At 52.9% G+C, this 14,687-nt stretch carries 17 protein-coding genes; 7 read left to right on the top strand and 10 right to left on the bottom strand.

What is annotated here, in order from left to right; all coding sequences use genetic code 11:
- Nucleotides 1-106: 106 nt before the first annotated feature.
- The 3 genes from BUQ98_RS11525 to recQ form a co-directional block, all read right to left on the bottom strand.
- Nucleotides 107-775 carry a 7-cyano-7-deazaguanine/7-aminomethyl-7-deazaguanine transporter gene (locus BUQ98_RS11525; protein WP_074213955.1) on the bottom strand — a complete coding sequence of 223 codons (669 nt, stop codon included), beginning with the start codon at nt 773-775 and terminating at the stop codon, nt 107-109.
- Nucleotides 776-887: 112 nt separating this feature from the next.
- A complete protein-coding gene (locus BUQ98_RS11520) occupies nt 888-1,190 on the bottom strand; it encodes a DUF3630 family protein (RefSeq protein ID WP_074213954.1) in 303 nt (100 codons plus the stop codon).
- The gene (gene recQ, locus BUQ98_RS11515) at nt 1,177-3,057 is read right to left on the bottom strand and encodes an ATP-dependent DNA helicase RecQ (RefSeq protein ID WP_074213953.1); all 1,881 of its coding nucleotides are present in this window, start codon (nt 3,055-3,057) and stop codon (nt 1,177-1,179) included. Before recQ ends, BUQ98_RS11520 begins: the two co-directional genes overlap by 14 nt.
- A 168-nt stretch (nt 3,058-3,225) precedes the next feature.
- Between recQ and rarD the strand changes: the two genes are divergently transcribed.
- Both rarD and BUQ98_RS11505 read left to right on the top strand, forming a co-directional pair.
- The gene (gene rarD / locus BUQ98_RS11510) at nt 3,226-4,161 is read left to right on the top strand and encodes an EamA family transporter RarD (protein ID WP_074213952.1); all 936 of its coding nucleotides are present in this window, start codon (nt 3,226-3,228) and stop codon (nt 4,159-4,161) included.
- Nucleotides 4,158-4,802 (top strand): LysE family translocator, encoded by a 645-nt coding sequence (locus BUQ98_RS11505; RefSeq protein ID WP_074213951.1) that lies wholly within the window; start codon nt 4,158-4,160, stop codon nt 4,800-4,802. The genes rarD and BUQ98_RS11505 overlap by 4 nt, the downstream gene beginning before the upstream one ends.
- 96 nt (nt 4,803-4,898) lie before the next feature.
- On the opposite strand, the gene uvrD is transcribed toward BUQ98_RS11505, so the two are convergent.
- The gene (uvrD, locus tag BUQ98_RS11500; RefSeq protein WP_074213950.1) at nt 4,899-7,079 is read right to left on the bottom strand and encodes a DNA helicase II; all 2,181 of its coding nucleotides are present in this window, start codon (nt 7,077-7,079) and stop codon (nt 4,899-4,901) included.
- Between the two features lie 242 nt (nt 7,080-7,321).
- On the opposite strand from uvrD, the gene BUQ98_RS11495 reads away from it, so the two are divergent.
- From BUQ98_RS11495 to BUQ98_RS11480, 4 genes are read left to right on the top strand one after another with little or no spacing between them, the layout of a single operon-like run.
- Nucleotides 7,322-7,582: a BufA1 family periplasmic bufferin-type metallophore gene (locus tag BUQ98_RS11495; RefSeq protein ID WP_074214223.1), complete on the top strand. Its 261-nt coding sequence runs from the start codon at nt 7,322-7,324 to the stop codon at nt 7,580-7,582.
- Between the two features lie 54 nt (nt 7,583-7,636).
- On the top strand, nt 7,637-8,476 hold the full coding sequence (locus tag BUQ98_RS11490) for an MNIO family bufferin maturase (protein WP_074213949.1): 840 nt from the start codon (nt 7,637-7,639) through the stop codon (nt 8,474-8,476).
- Nucleotides 8,473-9,225: an HvfC/BufC N-terminal domain-containing protein gene (locus tag BUQ98_RS11485; protein ID WP_074213948.1), complete on the top strand. Its 753-nt coding sequence runs from the start codon at nt 8,473-8,475 to the stop codon at nt 9,223-9,225. The genes BUQ98_RS11490 and BUQ98_RS11485 overlap by 4 nt, the downstream gene beginning before the upstream one ends.
- The gene (locus BUQ98_RS11480) at nt 9,216-9,659 is read left to right on the top strand and encodes a DoxX family protein (RefSeq protein ID WP_074213947.1); all 444 of its coding nucleotides are present in this window, start codon (nt 9,216-9,218) and stop codon (nt 9,657-9,659) included. Before BUQ98_RS11485 ends, BUQ98_RS11480 begins: the two co-directional genes overlap by 10 nt.
- Here the strand turns inward: BUQ98_RS11480 and BUQ98_RS11475 are convergent.
- From BUQ98_RS11475 to BUQ98_RS16950, 6 genes are read right to left on the bottom strand one after another with little or no spacing between them, the layout of a single operon-like run.
- Nucleotides 9,656-10,384, bottom strand: coding sequence for an HAD-IA family hydrolase (locus BUQ98_RS11475; RefSeq protein WP_074213946.1), 729 nt, complete (start codon nt 10,382-10,384; stop codon nt 9,656-9,658). The genes BUQ98_RS11480 and BUQ98_RS11475 overlap by 4 nt on opposite strands.
- 1 nt (nt 10,385) lies before the next feature.
- Entirely contained in the window at nt 10,386-11,363 is a 978-nt protein-coding gene (gene xerC / locus BUQ98_RS11470; protein ID WP_305794054.1) for a tyrosine recombinase XerC, read from the bottom strand.
- Complete coding sequence (locus tag BUQ98_RS11465) at nt 11,360-12,052, bottom strand: DUF484 family protein (protein WP_074213945.1); 693 nt, start codon at nt 12,050-12,052, stop codon at nt 11,360-11,362. Before BUQ98_RS11465 ends, xerC begins: the two co-directional genes overlap by 4 nt.
- On the bottom strand, nt 12,049-12,879 hold the full coding sequence (gene dapF, locus BUQ98_RS11460) for a diaminopimelate epimerase (protein ID WP_074213944.1): 831 nt from the start codon (nt 12,877-12,879) through the stop codon (nt 12,049-12,051). Before dapF ends, BUQ98_RS11465 begins: the two co-directional genes overlap by 4 nt.
- Before the next feature lie 8 nt (nt 12,880-12,887).
- The gene (gene lysA, locus BUQ98_RS11455; RefSeq protein ID WP_074213943.1) at nt 12,888-14,141 is read right to left on the bottom strand and encodes a diaminopimelate decarboxylase; all 1,254 of its coding nucleotides are present in this window, start codon (nt 14,139-14,141) and stop codon (nt 12,888-12,890) included.
- A gap of 24 nt (nt 14,142-14,165) precedes the next feature.
- Entirely contained in the window at nt 14,166-14,276 is a 111-nt protein-coding gene (locus BUQ98_RS16950; RefSeq protein ID WP_101494787.1) for an LPS translocon maturation chaperone LptM, read from the bottom strand.
- A gap of 77 nt (nt 14,277-14,353) precedes the next feature.
- Between BUQ98_RS16950 and cyaY the strand changes: the two genes are divergently transcribed.
- A complete protein-coding gene (gene cyaY, locus BUQ98_RS11445; RefSeq protein ID WP_074213942.1) occupies nt 14,354-14,665 on the top strand; it encodes an iron donor protein CyaY in 312 nt (103 codons plus the stop codon).
- Nucleotides 14,666-14,687 lie beyond the last annotated feature (22 nt).

Below are 14,687 nucleotides of genomic sequence, written 5' to 3'. Positions count from 1 at the left end.
TTTTTATTCGCTGTACATTTATTGATCTGCTTCTCAAAATAAAGGCGGTAGTCGGTAAGCTGATGTAAAAAAAGAGCCGCGATGCGACTCTTTATTCTGCTACTAATTAGGACGTTTGCTGTACCGTCGCCGACGGCGTCACCTGTGTGATGCGCCGAATAATCAAGTTGAGTAACACCCCATACATAGGAATAAACAGCCCCAAGCTAATAATCAGCTTAAAGGCATAGTCGACAAAAGCAATCTCGACCCAGTGCTCCGCCATAAACGCATCTTGGCTTTGGTAAAATGCAATCGCGAAAAAGGCGAGCGTGTCTGAGGCATTACCAAACAAGGTGGAACAACTCGGCGCGACCCACCATTGGCGCTGCTGGCGCAAGCGGTTGAATACGTGAATATCTAAGATCTGGCCGAGCAGATAAGCCATAAAGCTGGCTATCGCAATTCGGGCGACGGTGATATTGAACGTGCCCAACTCAGCAAAGCCTTGATAGCTACCTTGATAAAACAAAACCGATAGCACATAGGAAATCAGCAACGCGGGCATCATCACGAATAAAATAATGCGGCGCGCCAACGCCGGACCATATATTCTCACCGTGAGATCGGTCGCCAGAAAGATGAACGGAAAGGTAAATGCGCCCCACGTGGTATGGAAACCCCAAACCGTAAAGGGGATCTGCACCAAGTAGTTACTGGATGCGATGATCAAAAGATGGAAAATAACGAGATAGCCCAGCGCTTTACGCTGCTGAGCAAGAGAAAAGTGGCTCATAGTGCACCTTTTTGTTATTGGGGGCGAGGGAACCCAAAATACTTAGCTACCTGTCGACAGGCAGCGCGAGGTGGCGAATTATACAGCAATCAAACGATGGTGCCAGTGCAATTTAGAGAGGCGGATGACGCGTCCACCAGCGGCGTAAAAAAGCAATCACCTCTTCACCGTCAGCATCCAGCGGCTCTAGCCATACACTCTGGGTGTAATGGGCCGCCTTGAGCATCAAGCGCGTGCCTTCAAAGTCAATCAGCCAGGTGACCATATCAGCGTCTTGTTGGCTTTCTAGCACACGTGCCTCAAGCGTCTCAAGCAAAGGCTGACACACTGCCCTCGCATTGTCGGCATCGAGTGCTGGCTGATAAAACGCTAAAGTCTTGTCTGACGCCAGTGGTTGCCAATTACTCAGTGCCATATCCGTACTCACTGATTCCGAGGTGATCATCAATCAAGTCCAAAAACGCATCGCCAAATTTTTCCAGTTTGCGTTGCCCCACACCGCTGACAGCCAGAAGTTCAGCGTGTGAAGAAGGCAGCATTTCGGCCATCTCCATCAAGGTTGCGTCGTTAAACACGACATAAGGTGGAATATCTTCTTCATCGGCAATGGCTTTCCGTAACTTGCGTAACTTGGCAAACAGCTTTTTGTCATAATGGCGCTGGCTCAGCTTGTTGGCTTTGGTGCGTGGGCTGAGGCCAATCCGCGGCACCGCAAGCTCGAGGGCAATTTCACTGCGCAGCAATGGTCGTGCTTGTTCGGTCAACTGCAGCACCGAGCTACGGGCAATGTTTTGCATCAAGTAGCCACGGTGGATCAGCTGGCGAATGATGCTCACCCAATACTCATGGCTCCACTCTCGCCCGATGCCATAGGTAGAAAGCTTGTCATGGCCATGATCTTTAATGCGCTGATTTTGCATGCCGCGCAGTACTTCTACCACATACCCGACCCCAAAGCCCTGATTGACACGGTAAACACAAGAGAGCGCCTTTTGCGCCTGCTCGGTACCATCAAAATGCGTGGGTGGATCGAGGCAAATATCACAGTTACCACAGGGGGTTTGGCGGTTCTCGCCAAAGTAGTTTAGGAGCACTAAACGGCGACAGGTTTGCGCTTCGGCAAACGCGCCCATCGCGGTCAGTTTATGGCTTTCGACCTGCTTTTGGGGCCCATCCGGCTTTTCTTCCAAGCAGCGATGGAGCCATCCCATGTCGGAGGGGTCGTACAACAACACCGCTTCAGCCGGTAGCCCGTCTCGTCCGGCACGGCCGGTTTCTTGGTAGTAAGATTCAATATTGCGCGGCACATCATAGTGCACCACAAAGCGGACATTGGGCTTATTGATCCCCATCCCAAACGCCACCGTGGCCACCACAATATTAACATCGTCACGTTGAAACGCCTCTTGCACTGACCCGCGCGCCTCTGTGGTCATTCCTGCATGGTAAGCCGCCGCCAGCATATTGTTGTCACACAGCTTTTGAGTGACCTGCTCCACCCGCTTTCGGCTATTACAATAGACAATCCCCGACTGACCACGCAGGCCAGTTAAAAAATGCACCAATTGCGCCAAGGGCTTGTGCTTTTCTAACAAGGTATAGCGAATATTGGGACGATCAAAGCTGCCCAGGTGCACCAGGGGATTATGCAGGGCGAGGCGCGATAAAATGTCTTCACGCGTGGTGGCATCCGCGGTGGCCGTCAACGCCATCACCGGCACATCAGGGAAGTACTGCTTGAGCTGGCCCAAAGAAGCATATTCACGACGAAAGTCATGCCCCCACTGGGAAATACAGTGCGCTTCATCGACCGCAATCAACGCCAGTTGCCACTCCGTTAAGCGATGAATAAAGTCGCGACCTAAGGCGCGTTCGGGCGACACGTACAGCAGCTTCATCTCACCGTGGTTTAACGCGCGTAACGTCTCAGCTTGTGCCTCTGGCGTCATCGCCGAGTTTAAGCAAGCGGCCGCGACACCATTGGCATTAAGCTGGTCAACCTGATCTTTCATCAATGAAATCAAGGGTGAAATCACCACGGTCAAGCCAGTACGCACCAAAGCGGGGATCTGATAGCACAACGACTTCCCGCCACCCGTCGGCATAATCACCAAGGCATCACGCCCCGCAATCGCCGCATCAATCACCGCTTGCTGGCCCTCGCGGAACTGGTGATAACCAAACACCTCTTTAAGCATCTTAAGGGCTGGACTATGGTCAACAGCAGAAGTAGATGTTTCAACAGCCGTTAGCGCATCAACATGGGCGGGGGTGGAGGACATAATCAAGCTCGTTACTCAAACTGGCGATCATTCTACCGACACCCTCTAGGCGATGAAACCCTGAGCACCGAGAAAGGTGCTTGCGCCCGCGCTTACAACTTGTTACACCTAGGCAACATGCATGGATTCATGTTCATCCCTGACCGATATCAATAATGAGAAAGCTCTGTGACTCCTGATCCGAAACGCACACGTCAAGGCGTGCTATTAGCCCTCGCCGCGTACATTATGTGGGGCATTGCCCCCATGTATTTTAAAACGGTCAATCATATCCCGGCACCCGAGATCTTATCGCATCGGGTTATTTGGTCATTTATTTTTTTGGCATTGCTTCTTTTTTTCACCCGCCGCTTTTATCAGCTCAAGCCGATTATCCGCGAGCCGAAAAAACTGTTGATGCTGATGCTCACTTCTTGCTTTATCGGCTGTAACTGGCTGATTTTTATCTGGGCGATTGTCAATAACCGCATGTTGGATGCCAGCCTTGGCTATTACATTAATCCACTGGTTAACGTGGCACTGGGGATAATCTTTCTTGGCGAACGTTTTCGCCGTCTGCAGTGGCTTGCGGCCGCGCTGGCGTTGGTCGGCGTATTGGTACAGTTGATCACCTTTGGTTCATTACCATTGATCGCACTCATACTTGCCACCAGCTTTGCGATTTACGGCTTACTGCGTAAAAAAATCAACCTGCCTGCCGTCCCGGGTCTGTTTGTAGAGACTTGCACTCTGCTCCCCGTGGCTTTGATTTATCTTTGGCAATTTGCCGATACCCCTACCGCCAACCTGCTCGACAACACGATTAGCCTCAATATGCTGCTGGCGGCGGCCGGTTTGATCACTACGGTACCGTTATTGTGCTTTACCGGTGCCGCGACCCGCTTACCCTTGACGGTATTGGGCTTTTTCCAATACATCGGCCCCAGCTTAATGTTTTTACTCGCCGTCGGCTTGTATGACGAACCTTTCACCCCCGACAAGGCCACGACGTTCGGCTTTATTTGGGCCGCTTTGGCGATATTTAGCTTTGATGCCTATCGGGCGAAGCGACAGCAAGAGGCCAAGATAGAGACCACACCTTTGTCAGCAGGAAAATCAGGATGAATGAGTTCGCTATTCTCGCCACGCTGGCGGGGGTACATATGGTTGCGCTGCTCAGCCCCGGGCCCGACTTTGCCTTGGTGCTCCAAAATGCGACCCGTTATGGCCGTGCCACTGGCTTGGCGATTGCGCTGGGGTTATCGCTCAGTATTTTGGCGCACACAATACTGAGCATTACCGGCATCAGCCTGTTGGTACATCAGCACCCGCAACTGTTTATGTGGGTGCAGGTAGCGGGGGGCAGTGTGCTAATGTATTTAGGCCTTAGCGCCATTAAAGGCTTGCTCGCCGCCACCACAGCGCCGGCGCAACCCGACAATGATGCGCCTGCGGTACGCGGCCAAAAACAGGCCTTTTGGAAAGGAGTACTGACCAACCTTTTTAACCCGAAAGCCTTGGTGTTTTTTATTTCGTTGATGAGTACCTTGGTGCCGGCCAGCATGTCTGCCAGTGGCAAAGCGATGGCCGTGGCGGTGGTGTTCTTTCTCTCATTAGGGTGGTTTTCTTCGCTCGCCTGGCTGCTGTCAGGCAGTCGCGTACAGCAGGTGCTCACCAAAGTCGCCCCAGTTATCGATGGCCTGTGTGCGCTGTTGTTTTTGCTGTTAGGTGGCGCGGTCGTTTGGCAAGCCGGCGTGTTCGGCTAATGCCGCGGCTGAAAAAATGCAGGCGATGGGATAAACACCAACACGCCCAACCGAGGCTGGGCGTGTGTTGCATGACTTTGCGGGAAGCGGTCGGGATTAAAGCGCTTCCAGTTTGGCGTACTGAGTCACCAACCACTTAATCCCTTCCCCATTAAAGGCAACTTGTACGCGGCTTTGTCCGCCACTACCTTCAAAGTTGATGATGGTGCCTTCACCAAACTTAGGGTGTTGAACCCGCTGACCCAAACTAAATCCGGTTTGGTTAAAGTTCTCTTGGGTCTGCGTTTTGGAGAAACGGCCACCGCTTGCGGCTGGGCGTGAGACATTGGCACGCATCCGCACTTCTTCCAAGCAAGCCTCGGGCAGTTCACGTATAAAGCGCGAGATCTTGTGGAACATGTCTTTGCCGTACACACGGCGCATTTCTGCGTAGGTCAGATAGAGTTTTTCCATCGCTCGCGTCATGCCGACATAGCAAAGGCGACGCTCTTCTTCTAAGCGGCCTGCTTCTTCGGCTGACATCTGGCTGGGGAACATGCCCTCTTCCACTCCGACCATAAAGACTAAGGGGAACTCGAGGCCTTTGGCACTGTGCAAGGTCATCAATTGGACCGCATCATCAAACTCGTCCGCTTGGCCTTCACCGGCCTCAAGGGCGGCATGGGCCAAGAACGCCGACAGCGGAGTCATCCCTTCGGCTTCCGCCTCTTCGGGAGGGGTAAATTGGCGCGTGGCCGTCACCAACTCTTCCAGGTTATCGACGCGCGCTTGCGCTTTTTCGCCTTTTTCTTGCTCGTACATGGCGCGCAAGCCGGAGTGACGGATCACCGCATCGGTTTGTTGATACAGTGCCATGTCACGGGTGTCATCTTCTAGCGCATTGACCAGCTCGATAAACCGGCCCAACGCATTGGCCGCCCGTCCTGCCAGTGCTTTTTCTGCCAAGATTTGCTCGGCCGTGTGCCATAAGGTTTGGCCACGATCGCGCGCCGCGCCACGAAGCGTCTCAAGGGTGCGATCACCAATCCCACGAGTGGGCGTGTTCACCACCCGCTCAAACGCCGCATCGTCATTACGGTTAGCCATCAAACGCAAATAGGCCAGTGCGTCTTTGATTTCCTGACGTTCGAAAAAGCGCATGCCGCCGTAGATACGATAAGGCAGGCCGGCTTGAATTAAGGCTTCTTCCAGCACCCGAGATTGGGCGTTGTTGCGGTATAAAATCGCACTGTCGGTAAGCGCACCGCCCTCGTCTTGCCAGGTTTTGATTTTCCCAACCACAAAACGCGCTTCATCCAGCTCATTAAAACCGGCATACACCGAGATCGGTTCACCCTCTTTGCCCTCGGTCCACAGGCTTTTGCCCATCCGGTCGGCATTGTTTTCAATCAGGGTGTTAGCCGCTTGCAAAATCGTACTGGTTGAGCGGTAGTTTTGCTCCAAACGAATGGTCTGCGGGGTGGTGAAATCATCCAGAAAACGCTGAATATTTTCGACTTTCGCGCCACGCCAGCCGTAAATGGATTGGTCGTCGTCACCGACAATCATCACATGCGCCTGTTGGCCGGCCATCATACGCAGCCACGCATATTGGATGTTGTTGGTATCTTGGAACTCATCCACCAAAATGTGCTGGAAACGCGCTTGGTAGTGTTCGCGGATCACCGCTTTATCGCGCAATAACTCTAAGGTTCTCAGCAAGATCTCCGCAAAATCCACCAAACCGGCGCGATCACAGGCTTCTTGATAAGCCTGATAAATCCGCAGCCAAGTGCTTTCGACTGGATCATGACGGGTATCAATGTGCTTGGGACGCAAGCCTTCGTCTTTTTTGCCATTGATGTACCAACTCGCTTGTTTGGCAGGCCAGTGTTTTTCATCCAAATTTTGCGCTTTAATCAACCGGCGTAACAAACGCTTCTGATCGTCTGAGTCAAGAATTTGGAAATCTTGCGGCAGGTTGGCATCCAAATAGTGGGCACGGAGAATACGATGGCAAATGCCGTGGAAGGTGCCACACCACATGCCAGAGGCGGTGCCCTGCATTAATTGCTCAATACGGCCGCGCATTTCCGCTGCCGCTTTATTGGTAAAAGTCACCGCCATCACCGAGAACGGCGATGCCTCTTCCACCCGCATTAGCCACGCCATACGATGAACCAGAACCCGCGTTTTACCACTGCCTGCGCCGGCCAATATCAGATGATGACCCAGTGGCGCGGCCACGGCTTCACGCTGTTTGTCGTTGAGTCCGTCAAGAAGGGTTGATACGTCCATCGCCACCTGCCATTTCACTGGGTATTTATACACTGGTTAGCGATTATACCAGCTCACCACTAAATTGCGCGCCCGATCCCGAGGCAACTTTTTTAAACAATAATTCAGCAAGTTAGCCACCAGTATGCAAAAAAACCGCTTAAGCGGTGAAAGATTGCGCAGTGTTTTCCTATCTTGGTTTATATGCTCACCACCAATCAGTGAGCTGATAACACCAACACGGAACAAGAAGAGGTAGCATGATGAAACACACTAACCTAGCGGTTACCGCCGCAGTGACAGGATTACTGGCTGTAGGCGCTACCACACTTACTAGCGCACCGGCCCATGCGGCAGAAAAAGAAAAATGCTATGGCGTCGCCAAAGCCGGACAAAATGACTGCGCCACCAATACCAGCTCCTGCGCGGGCACCTCCACCGAAGACGGCCAAAAAGATGCTTTTGTCATGGTGCCTGAAGGGTTGTGCGATCGCTTAGCTGGCGGCAGTACCTCGTCATCCTGATATGGCGCGCCCGGGCTTGCCCCGGGCTTTGTCACTTGATCACAAGGAGCGACCATGGATGAGGCAACCGTTTTGACCGGCGTGGGGCTCAGACAACCACATCTCGCCTACTTCGACCAATATCGCCCAAAGCTTGGCTGGCTAGAAATTCACAGTGAAAACTATTTCCGCCCTCACCGTCCTGCTTTTTCAACCCTGATGCGATTACGTGAGGATTACGCCATCAGCTGTCATGGCGTGGGATTATCGCTGGGGAGCGACGAGCCGCTGGATCGGGCCCATTTAGACAAACTGTGTACACTGGTCAAACACGTCGAGCCACTGTTTGTGTCTGACCATTTAAGTTGGAGCCGGATAGACGGGCAACACTTTCACGATTTACTCCCCCTCCCCTATACCGAGCAGGCATTGCGAGTATTTTGCGCCAATGTGCAACAGGTTCAAGATGCGCTACAGCGCCCCCTGCTGATTGAAAATCCATCGAGCTATTTAAGCTTTACTCAGGGTGACTACCACGAATGGGAATTTCTCGCCGAAGTACACGCTCGCACGGGCTGCGATTTACTGCTCGATTTAAACAACGTTCATGTCAGCGCGTTTAACCATCATTTCAGCGCCAGCACCTACCTTGACGCGATTCCCGCCCATGCGGTGAAAGAAATTCACCTTGCTGGGTTTACCGTCAAACACACCCCCGCAGGAGAAATTTGGATAGACACCCATAACCAGCCGGTTAGCGAGGCAGTATGGATGCTCTATCAACAGTGGATTGACCGCCACGGCCCGCGCCACACCCTCATTGAGTGGGATACTGACTTGCCCGCACCCGAGCGATTGTTAGCAGAAGCGGCCAAAGCCCACCACCGACTGGCTCGACACAAGGAGGCGGTATGACGCTGGCAACCCTGCAGCAAGCCTTTGCTGCCACATTACGGGATGACCCCCAGCCGCTGCCGATAAAAGACGGTCGCGTTGCCGCTGACAAGCGGTTGCAGATTTATCGCAACCATTATGTGGTCACCCTGACCGACACCTTAAAATGCGTGTATCCCAAGACCTGTGCACTACTGGGTGAGGCGTGTTTTGACGCGGTAGCGCGTCATCATGCGATGGTGCATCCCCCACAAACCGGGGTGATGGAAGACTATGGCGCACAGTTCGATGCGACCTTGCGCGCCCTACCCAATATTATCGAGCCCGTGCCGTGTTGCGCCGAACTTGCCCGTTTTGAGTGGGCGCAAGTGGTGCTCACTCTCACCCCTCCCTCTCCGGCGTTTGAAGGCAGCGCGCTCGCGTTGCTAAGCCCTGAGCAACAAGTGCAGGTTTGTTTACCGCTCAACCATCAAGCCCGTTTATTTGAAAGCGACTACGCGGTGAGTGACGTGTGGCAAGCGATCGCCACCGAGCAGTTCGAAGGGTTGGTGGTCGAGAAGCCGCAAGCTTTATTACTGGTTGCTAACCAAGACAAGGTGCATTGGTACGCGCTCAGTGCCCATCATGTCAGTGTGCTCAACGCCTGCCCACACACTCCATTAGGCGCGCTGTCAGAGACGCAACTTGCGTGTGTGTCTGAGCTCGCGGCCATGAATGCATTTACCACCCAACGACTGCCTGCAATGCTAAGGAGTAAGCCATGTGGCTAACCACAATCAATCACACCTTCGCCCGCGCGCTTACCCCACTGCAGCCGTTACTTCTGCTAATGGGTCGCGTCTATGTAGCGTGGATTTTTTTTCAATCCGGGCTGATCAAATACCAAAATTGGGACAGCACCCTATACCTGTTCGAGTATGAGTATCAGGTGCCGTTGCTGCCGTGGCAGCTGGCCGCTTATTTAGGGACCGCGGCGGAGCTGATTTTGCCAGTATTTGTTGCTTTGGGCCTGCTCGCGCGTCCCATGACGTTGGCGTTATTTATGTTCAACATTGTCGCGGTCGCCTCCTACCCACTGCTATGGGAGCGTGGCTATGATGACCACATTATGTGGGGCGTGATCTTGTTAGTGGTCAGTGTGTGGGGGCCGGGTTGGCTTAACCTCGATAACTGGCTAGCCCGCAAACCAAGCGGCACCCATTAGCGGTGCCGTTGCTGAATAAGGGTATCGAGCTCAGATAAATCGTCGATCGCCACATCCGGTAAGGTGCGTCCTTTATGCATCATCGGGGATTGGCGGTCTGGGCGGATCCAACAGGCTTGCATGCCCGCTTGGCGCGCCCCAGCTACATCCGAACTTAAGTGATCGCCCACATGTAAAATACGCGCCGGGGCGATGCCTAAGGCCTGCGCGGCTTTATCAAACATCTCTGGGCTCGGTTTGGCCGCCCCGTGTTCACCGGCACGGAAAATATGCTGGAAAAACGGCGACAGGCCAATCGCATCGGTGTCGACGTTACCGTTGGTGATGGCCACCAATGGCAGTTTCTCGGACCAGGCTTTTAAGTAAGCCAAACTGTGCGCCGGCGGGGTAAAATCACTGCGATATCCGCAAAAGAAGGTGGTCGCCGCTTGGGCTTGTGCGCGCGCCTTCTCCGCAGTTAAACCAACATGTTCACCGGCAAGCGTCAGCTGGGCAACCCGCATCGCGGTAACATCAAAGCGTTGGGCAGGGTTCTCATCACGGGCTTGGCGGCGAAATCCCGCAAGGGTAGCTTTATCAAGCGCGGCGAGCGGCGGGCAGTGCTCGCCCAAGTAGTCGGTTAGCGCCGCCTCCGCACGTGCGATCACCGGCCAGTTATCGTACAAGGTATCATCCAAGTCAAAACTCACCGCATCAAACGCGTTTAAGCGACGATAAAATTTCATATCACGACTCCGAGTTGTTTTTTTTACCTGCGCGAGGTTTGCTAGCCCCTGTGCTGCGGGCGCGAGGATGCGCCGCGTCATACACTTTCGCCAAGTGTTGAAAGTCCAAATGGGTATAGATTTGTGTGGTACTTAAATCGGCATGGCCGAGAAGCTCTTGCACTGCGCGCAAATCCCCGGACGACTCCAGCATGTGAGTGGCAAAACTATGACGCAGTTTGTGAGGATTAATGTGGCTATTCACCGCCTGCTTTTGTCCCCACTCCGCCATACGTTTTTGCACGCTACGGTGAGAGATTCGCTGGCCAAGTTTAGAGATAAACAGTGCCTCTTCTGGCCCTTTGAGGAGCTGGTTGCGCACTTTCAGCCAGTTCATCACCCAAGTTTTCGCCATGCCGGAAAAAGGCACGATGCGCTCTTTTTCCCCTTTACCGGTGACACGCAAGTCCCCTTTACGTACCGAGACATCACGCACGTTTAAATCAACCAGCTCGGCTAAACGCAATCCTGCGCCATACATCAGCTCCATCATTGCCCGATCCCGCACCGACAGCGGGTCGTCTTGATCCACCTCGAGCAGCTGATTCATTTCATCCACATCAAGATTTTTCGGCAACTGGCGCCCTTGCTTGGGCGCGGCGACCCCTTTGGCCGGATTCGCCGCGAGCTGATCGGTGAGAACGAGGTAGTCGAAAAAGCTGCGCAGTGCGGACAGCCGCAGCGCAATACTGCCCGGTTTGAGGCCATCGCGTTTGGCTTGACTCGATATTTGTCGCACCCAGTCAGCGTCGACGTCTTGCCAATGTGCAAGACCACGCACGGTCAGAAAGTCGACAATCTTATCTAACTGGCGCTGGTAATTACGTTGGGTATGCGCACTGAGGCCCCGTTCGCTGAGCTGATATTGATAAAAACGATCCAAGGGTACCGTGAGCGATCGCGGTGCACAGGCTGGCTCGCTGGCCGTCACCTCTGTCACTGGCTATCTGCCTTTTGCGCCCACTGGCTGCATAAGATAGCCAAGTGCGAGGCCAGTTGCTCAAGAAAGAGGGTGTCCATTTCTGGCTGAAAATGCCCGCCATCTGCGCTGGCAAAACTCAGCAGCCCCCACTCTTTGCCTTCACCTTTAATCGGCACCAGAGCAAAGGAGCCAAGCTCTGGTGGCTGTGCCATCACCACTTCGGCATCGACGCGGCGTAAGCGCCCAAGATAGCAACGACGCCCAGCAAAATGATGGCTTTTTAACTGCTCGACCACTTGACGTTGGATGGTCGTCATTCCATCAATCTGGCTGAACACACACACACTGACTTTAAGCTGTAATTGCTCACTCAACGTCCGCAAGGCCTGATGAACCGCAAGTGGATCGACGGCACGAAGTAGAGCTTGGTGTGCATCAGAAAAAGCACGAAACAAGGCATCATTCTTGGCGCCTAAGCTCATCAGCTGAGTGATGTCTTCTTCCAGCTCAGTGACTCGCTCACGCAAGCGTTTGAGCTGTATTTCCACCAGCGATACGGCCCCTTGCTCGCCGTGTGGCACGGTTAGCTGCGTGAGCAAATCACGCTGACGAACAAAAAAGTCCGGATTTTCTTTTAAATACGCAGCCACCGCTTCTTCGCTCAACGGCATGGTTTCCAGCATGGTGGCTTCTACCCCGTTATTCATAATTGTAATTGTCCATCAAATACATGTGTCGCTGGGCCTGTCATCGACAGAGGCTGGCCCGGCCCGCGCCAGCGAATACGTAAATCACCACCCGGTAACGTCACGGTAACATGTTCATCAAGCAAACCTTGATCAATCCCAACGGCAACTGCCGCACAGGCACCACTGCCACAGGCTTGGGTTTCGCCCGCGCCGCGTTCGTACACTCTAAGCTTAATCGCATTACGAGATAGGATCTGCATAAAGCCAGCATTGACGCGTTCTGGAAAACGTTCGTGACTTTCAAGTAACGGTCCCAGTGTTTCAACGTCGGTGTGGTCGATATCCTCGACCACGGTGACGACATGCGGATTACCCATGCTCACGGCACCGACAAACAAGGTTTGCTCTGCCACACGCATCAAATAGGTCTTTTCTTGCGAGTTGGCGCGAAACGGGATTTTCCCGGGAGTAAAGATAGGCTCACCCATATTCACCCGCACTTGGTTATCATTTTCAATGTGCAGCATCATTTTACCGGCTTGGGTGCTCACACTGATCTGATGCTTATTGGTCAACCCTTTCATTCGCACAAAACGCGCAAAACAACGCGCGCCATTGCCACACTGAGACACTTCTGATGCATCTGGATTAAAAATACGGTAGTGGAAATCGGTTTCGGGATCATAAGGTGGCTCAACCACTAATAATTGATCAAAGCCAATACCTCGATGACGATCGGCTAAACGCCGAATCAGATCCGGGGAGAAAAACGCGTTTTGCGTGACACAGTCAACCACCATAAAGTCGTTACCGAGCCCGTGCATTTTTGCAAACTGTACCTGCATGCCAATCCTTATTCTGGTAGGCGCTGTTCAAGCTGCCATAGCGACGCTAAATTCTCGCGCTCGCGCACAAGGTGTGCCTGGTCGCCATCGACCATCACTTCGGCAGGACGGCAGCGTGAATTATAGTTTGACGCCATCACAAAGCCATACGCGCCCGCTGAACGCACGGCCAGCAAATCGCCTTCTTCTAACACCAGCGAGCGGTTTTTGCCCAAGTAGTCGCCAGTTTCACATACGGGGCCAACTAAATCGTACGTTTTTCTCTCTCCCTGACGGGGCGCGACAGGAATGATCTCTTGATACGCTTGATACAAAGAGGGGCGGATCAAGTCGTTCATGCCGGCATCAATAATGGCGAAGTTTTTGTGTTCGCTATGCTTGAGAAACTCGACCTTCGTCAATAATACTCCGGCATTGGCTGCAATGGCCCGACCTGGCTCAAAAATCAACTCCAAGTGACTGTGGTTATCTAATCGATCCAGTAAAGCTTTCGCATATTCAGACGGCTGAGGTGGTTTTTCATCACTGTAGGTCACCCCCAGCCCGCCCCCCACATCCAAGTGACGAATAGCAATGCCTTCATCCGCCAAGGTATCAATCAGCGCCAATAAACGGTCGGTTGATTCAATAAAGGGCGCTAATTCGGTCAGCTGCGAGCCGATATGGCAGTCAATGCCTTCTATCTTCAAATGCGGCAAGCTCGCGGCATAACGAAAACTATTGAGTGCTTCACCAAAGGCAATGCCAAATTTGTTTTCCTTAAGGCCCGTGGAGATATAAGGGTGGGTGTTGGCGTCGACATCAGGGTTAATACGCAACGATATTGGCGCTTGCACACCGAGACTGCCCGCCACCAGGTTTAAGCGGTCGAGTTCAGAATGCGATTCGACATTAAAGCATTTAATGCCCACTTCCAGCGCGCGACGCATCTCTGCAGCAGTTTTTCCGACACCAGAAAAAACCACTTTCTCGGGATCACCACCGGCGACGAGCACCCGCTCCAGTTCACCTTGAGAAACAATATCAAACCCTGATCCCAAGCGTGCCAGCACATTCAACACACCAATATTCGAGTTGGCTTTGACGGCATAACACACCAAATGCGGGTGATCGCCCACCGCACGGTCAAACGCGTGCCAGTGGCGCTCGAACGTTGCCCGCGAATACACGTATAAAGGAGTGCCATAGTCGTTAGCAAGTTGGGTCAAGGGCAGTGATTCGGCCCACAGCTGTCCGTCGTCCTGATAATTGAAATAGTCCAAGGTGTTCTTCCCTGTTGTCGTTGATTATTGATTTTGTGTCGGTTGTTGGTCCGGATAGTACAGGGGCCCTTGTTGGCCACAGCCGGTCAGTGTCATGATGCCAGTGAGCATCAGTAAAATGACGAGTTTTCGCATAGTGAATGCCAGTGATTATCGAGTCAATGCCCTCTATAATCGCATCACAACCATGAAAAGCAATAGGATGTAACGGGATGAACACAACGGAATATCATCAGCTGGTCGATTTACAAATGCAGACCATCGAAGAAGGTATCGATGACTCAGGCGCCGACATCGATTATGAGAGCGTCGGCAACGTGATGACGCTGGAATTTGATGATGGCAGCCAAATCATCATTAACCGTCAAGAGCCGATGCAAGAAATTTGGGTGGCATCAAAAAGCGGAGGTTTCCACTTCGCCCTTAAAGACGGTGAATGGACCTGCAGCAAGACCGGCTTAGTGCTAATGGATTTGGTGCAACAAGAATGCAGCAAACATGCCGGTGAGCCAGTGTCTTGGTAATCACGCCTCGGTGAAAAGAGCC

Source organism: Salinivibrio sp. ES.052, from assembly GCF_900141775.1.
Taxonomy (GTDB): Bacteria; Pseudomonadota; Gammaproteobacteria; order Enterobacterales; family Vibrionaceae; genus Salinivibrio.
This window is presented reverse-complemented; position numbering and strand designations above follow the sequence as displayed.

Excerpts from the sequence above, each read along its gene's own strand:
- BUQ98_RS11525 (WP_074213955.1), bottom strand. The coding sequence starts at position 775 with ATGAGCCACTTTTCTCTTGCTCAGCAGCGTAAAGCGCTGGGCTATCTC.
- BUQ98_RS11520 (WP_074213954.1), bottom strand. The coding sequence starts at position 1,190 with ATGGCACTGAGTAATTGGCAACCACTGGCGTCAGACAAGACTTTAGCG.
- recQ (WP_074213953.1), bottom strand. The coding sequence starts at position 3,057 with ATGTCCTCCACCCCCGCCCATGTTGATGCGCTAACGGCTGTTGAAACA.
- BUQ98_RS11505 (WP_074213951.1), top strand. The coding sequence starts at position 4,158 with ATGAATGAGTTCGCTATTCTCGCCACGCTGGCGGGGGTACATATGGTT.
- uvrD (WP_074213950.1), bottom strand. The coding sequence starts at position 7,079 with ATGGACGTATCAACCCTTCTTGACGGACTCAACGACAAACAGCGTGAA.
- BUQ98_RS11495 (WP_074214223.1), top strand. The coding sequence starts at position 7,322 with ATGAAACACACTAACCTAGCGGTTACCGCCGCAGTGACAGGATTACTG.
- BUQ98_RS11490 (WP_074213949.1), top strand. The coding sequence starts at position 7,637 with ATGGATGAGGCAACCGTTTTGACCGGCGTGGGGCTCAGACAACCACAT.
- BUQ98_RS11485 (WP_074213948.1), top strand. The coding sequence starts at position 8,473 with ATGACGCTGGCAACCCTGCAGCAAGCCTTTGCTGCCACATTACGGGAT.
- BUQ98_RS11480 (WP_074213947.1), top strand. The coding sequence starts at position 9,216 with ATGTGGCTAACCACAATCAATCACACCTTCGCCCGCGCGCTTACCCCA.
- BUQ98_RS11475 (WP_074213946.1), bottom strand. The coding sequence starts at position 10,384 with ATGAAATTTTATCGTCGCTTAAACGCGTTTGATGCGGTGAGTTTTGAC.
- BUQ98_RS11465 (WP_074213945.1), bottom strand. The coding sequence starts at position 12,052 with ATGAATAACGGGGTAGAAGCCACCATGCTGGAAACCATGCCGTTGAGC.
- dapF (WP_074213944.1), bottom strand. The coding sequence starts at position 12,879 with ATGCAGGTACAGTTTGCAAAAATGCACGGGCTCGGTAACGACTTTATG.
- BUQ98_RS16950 (WP_101494787.1), bottom strand. The coding sequence starts at position 14,276 with ATGCGAAAACTCGTCATTTTACTGATGCTCACTGGCATCATGACACTG.
- cyaY (WP_074213942.1), top strand. The coding sequence starts at position 14,354 with ATGAACACAACGGAATATCATCAGCTGGTCGATTTACAAATGCAGACC.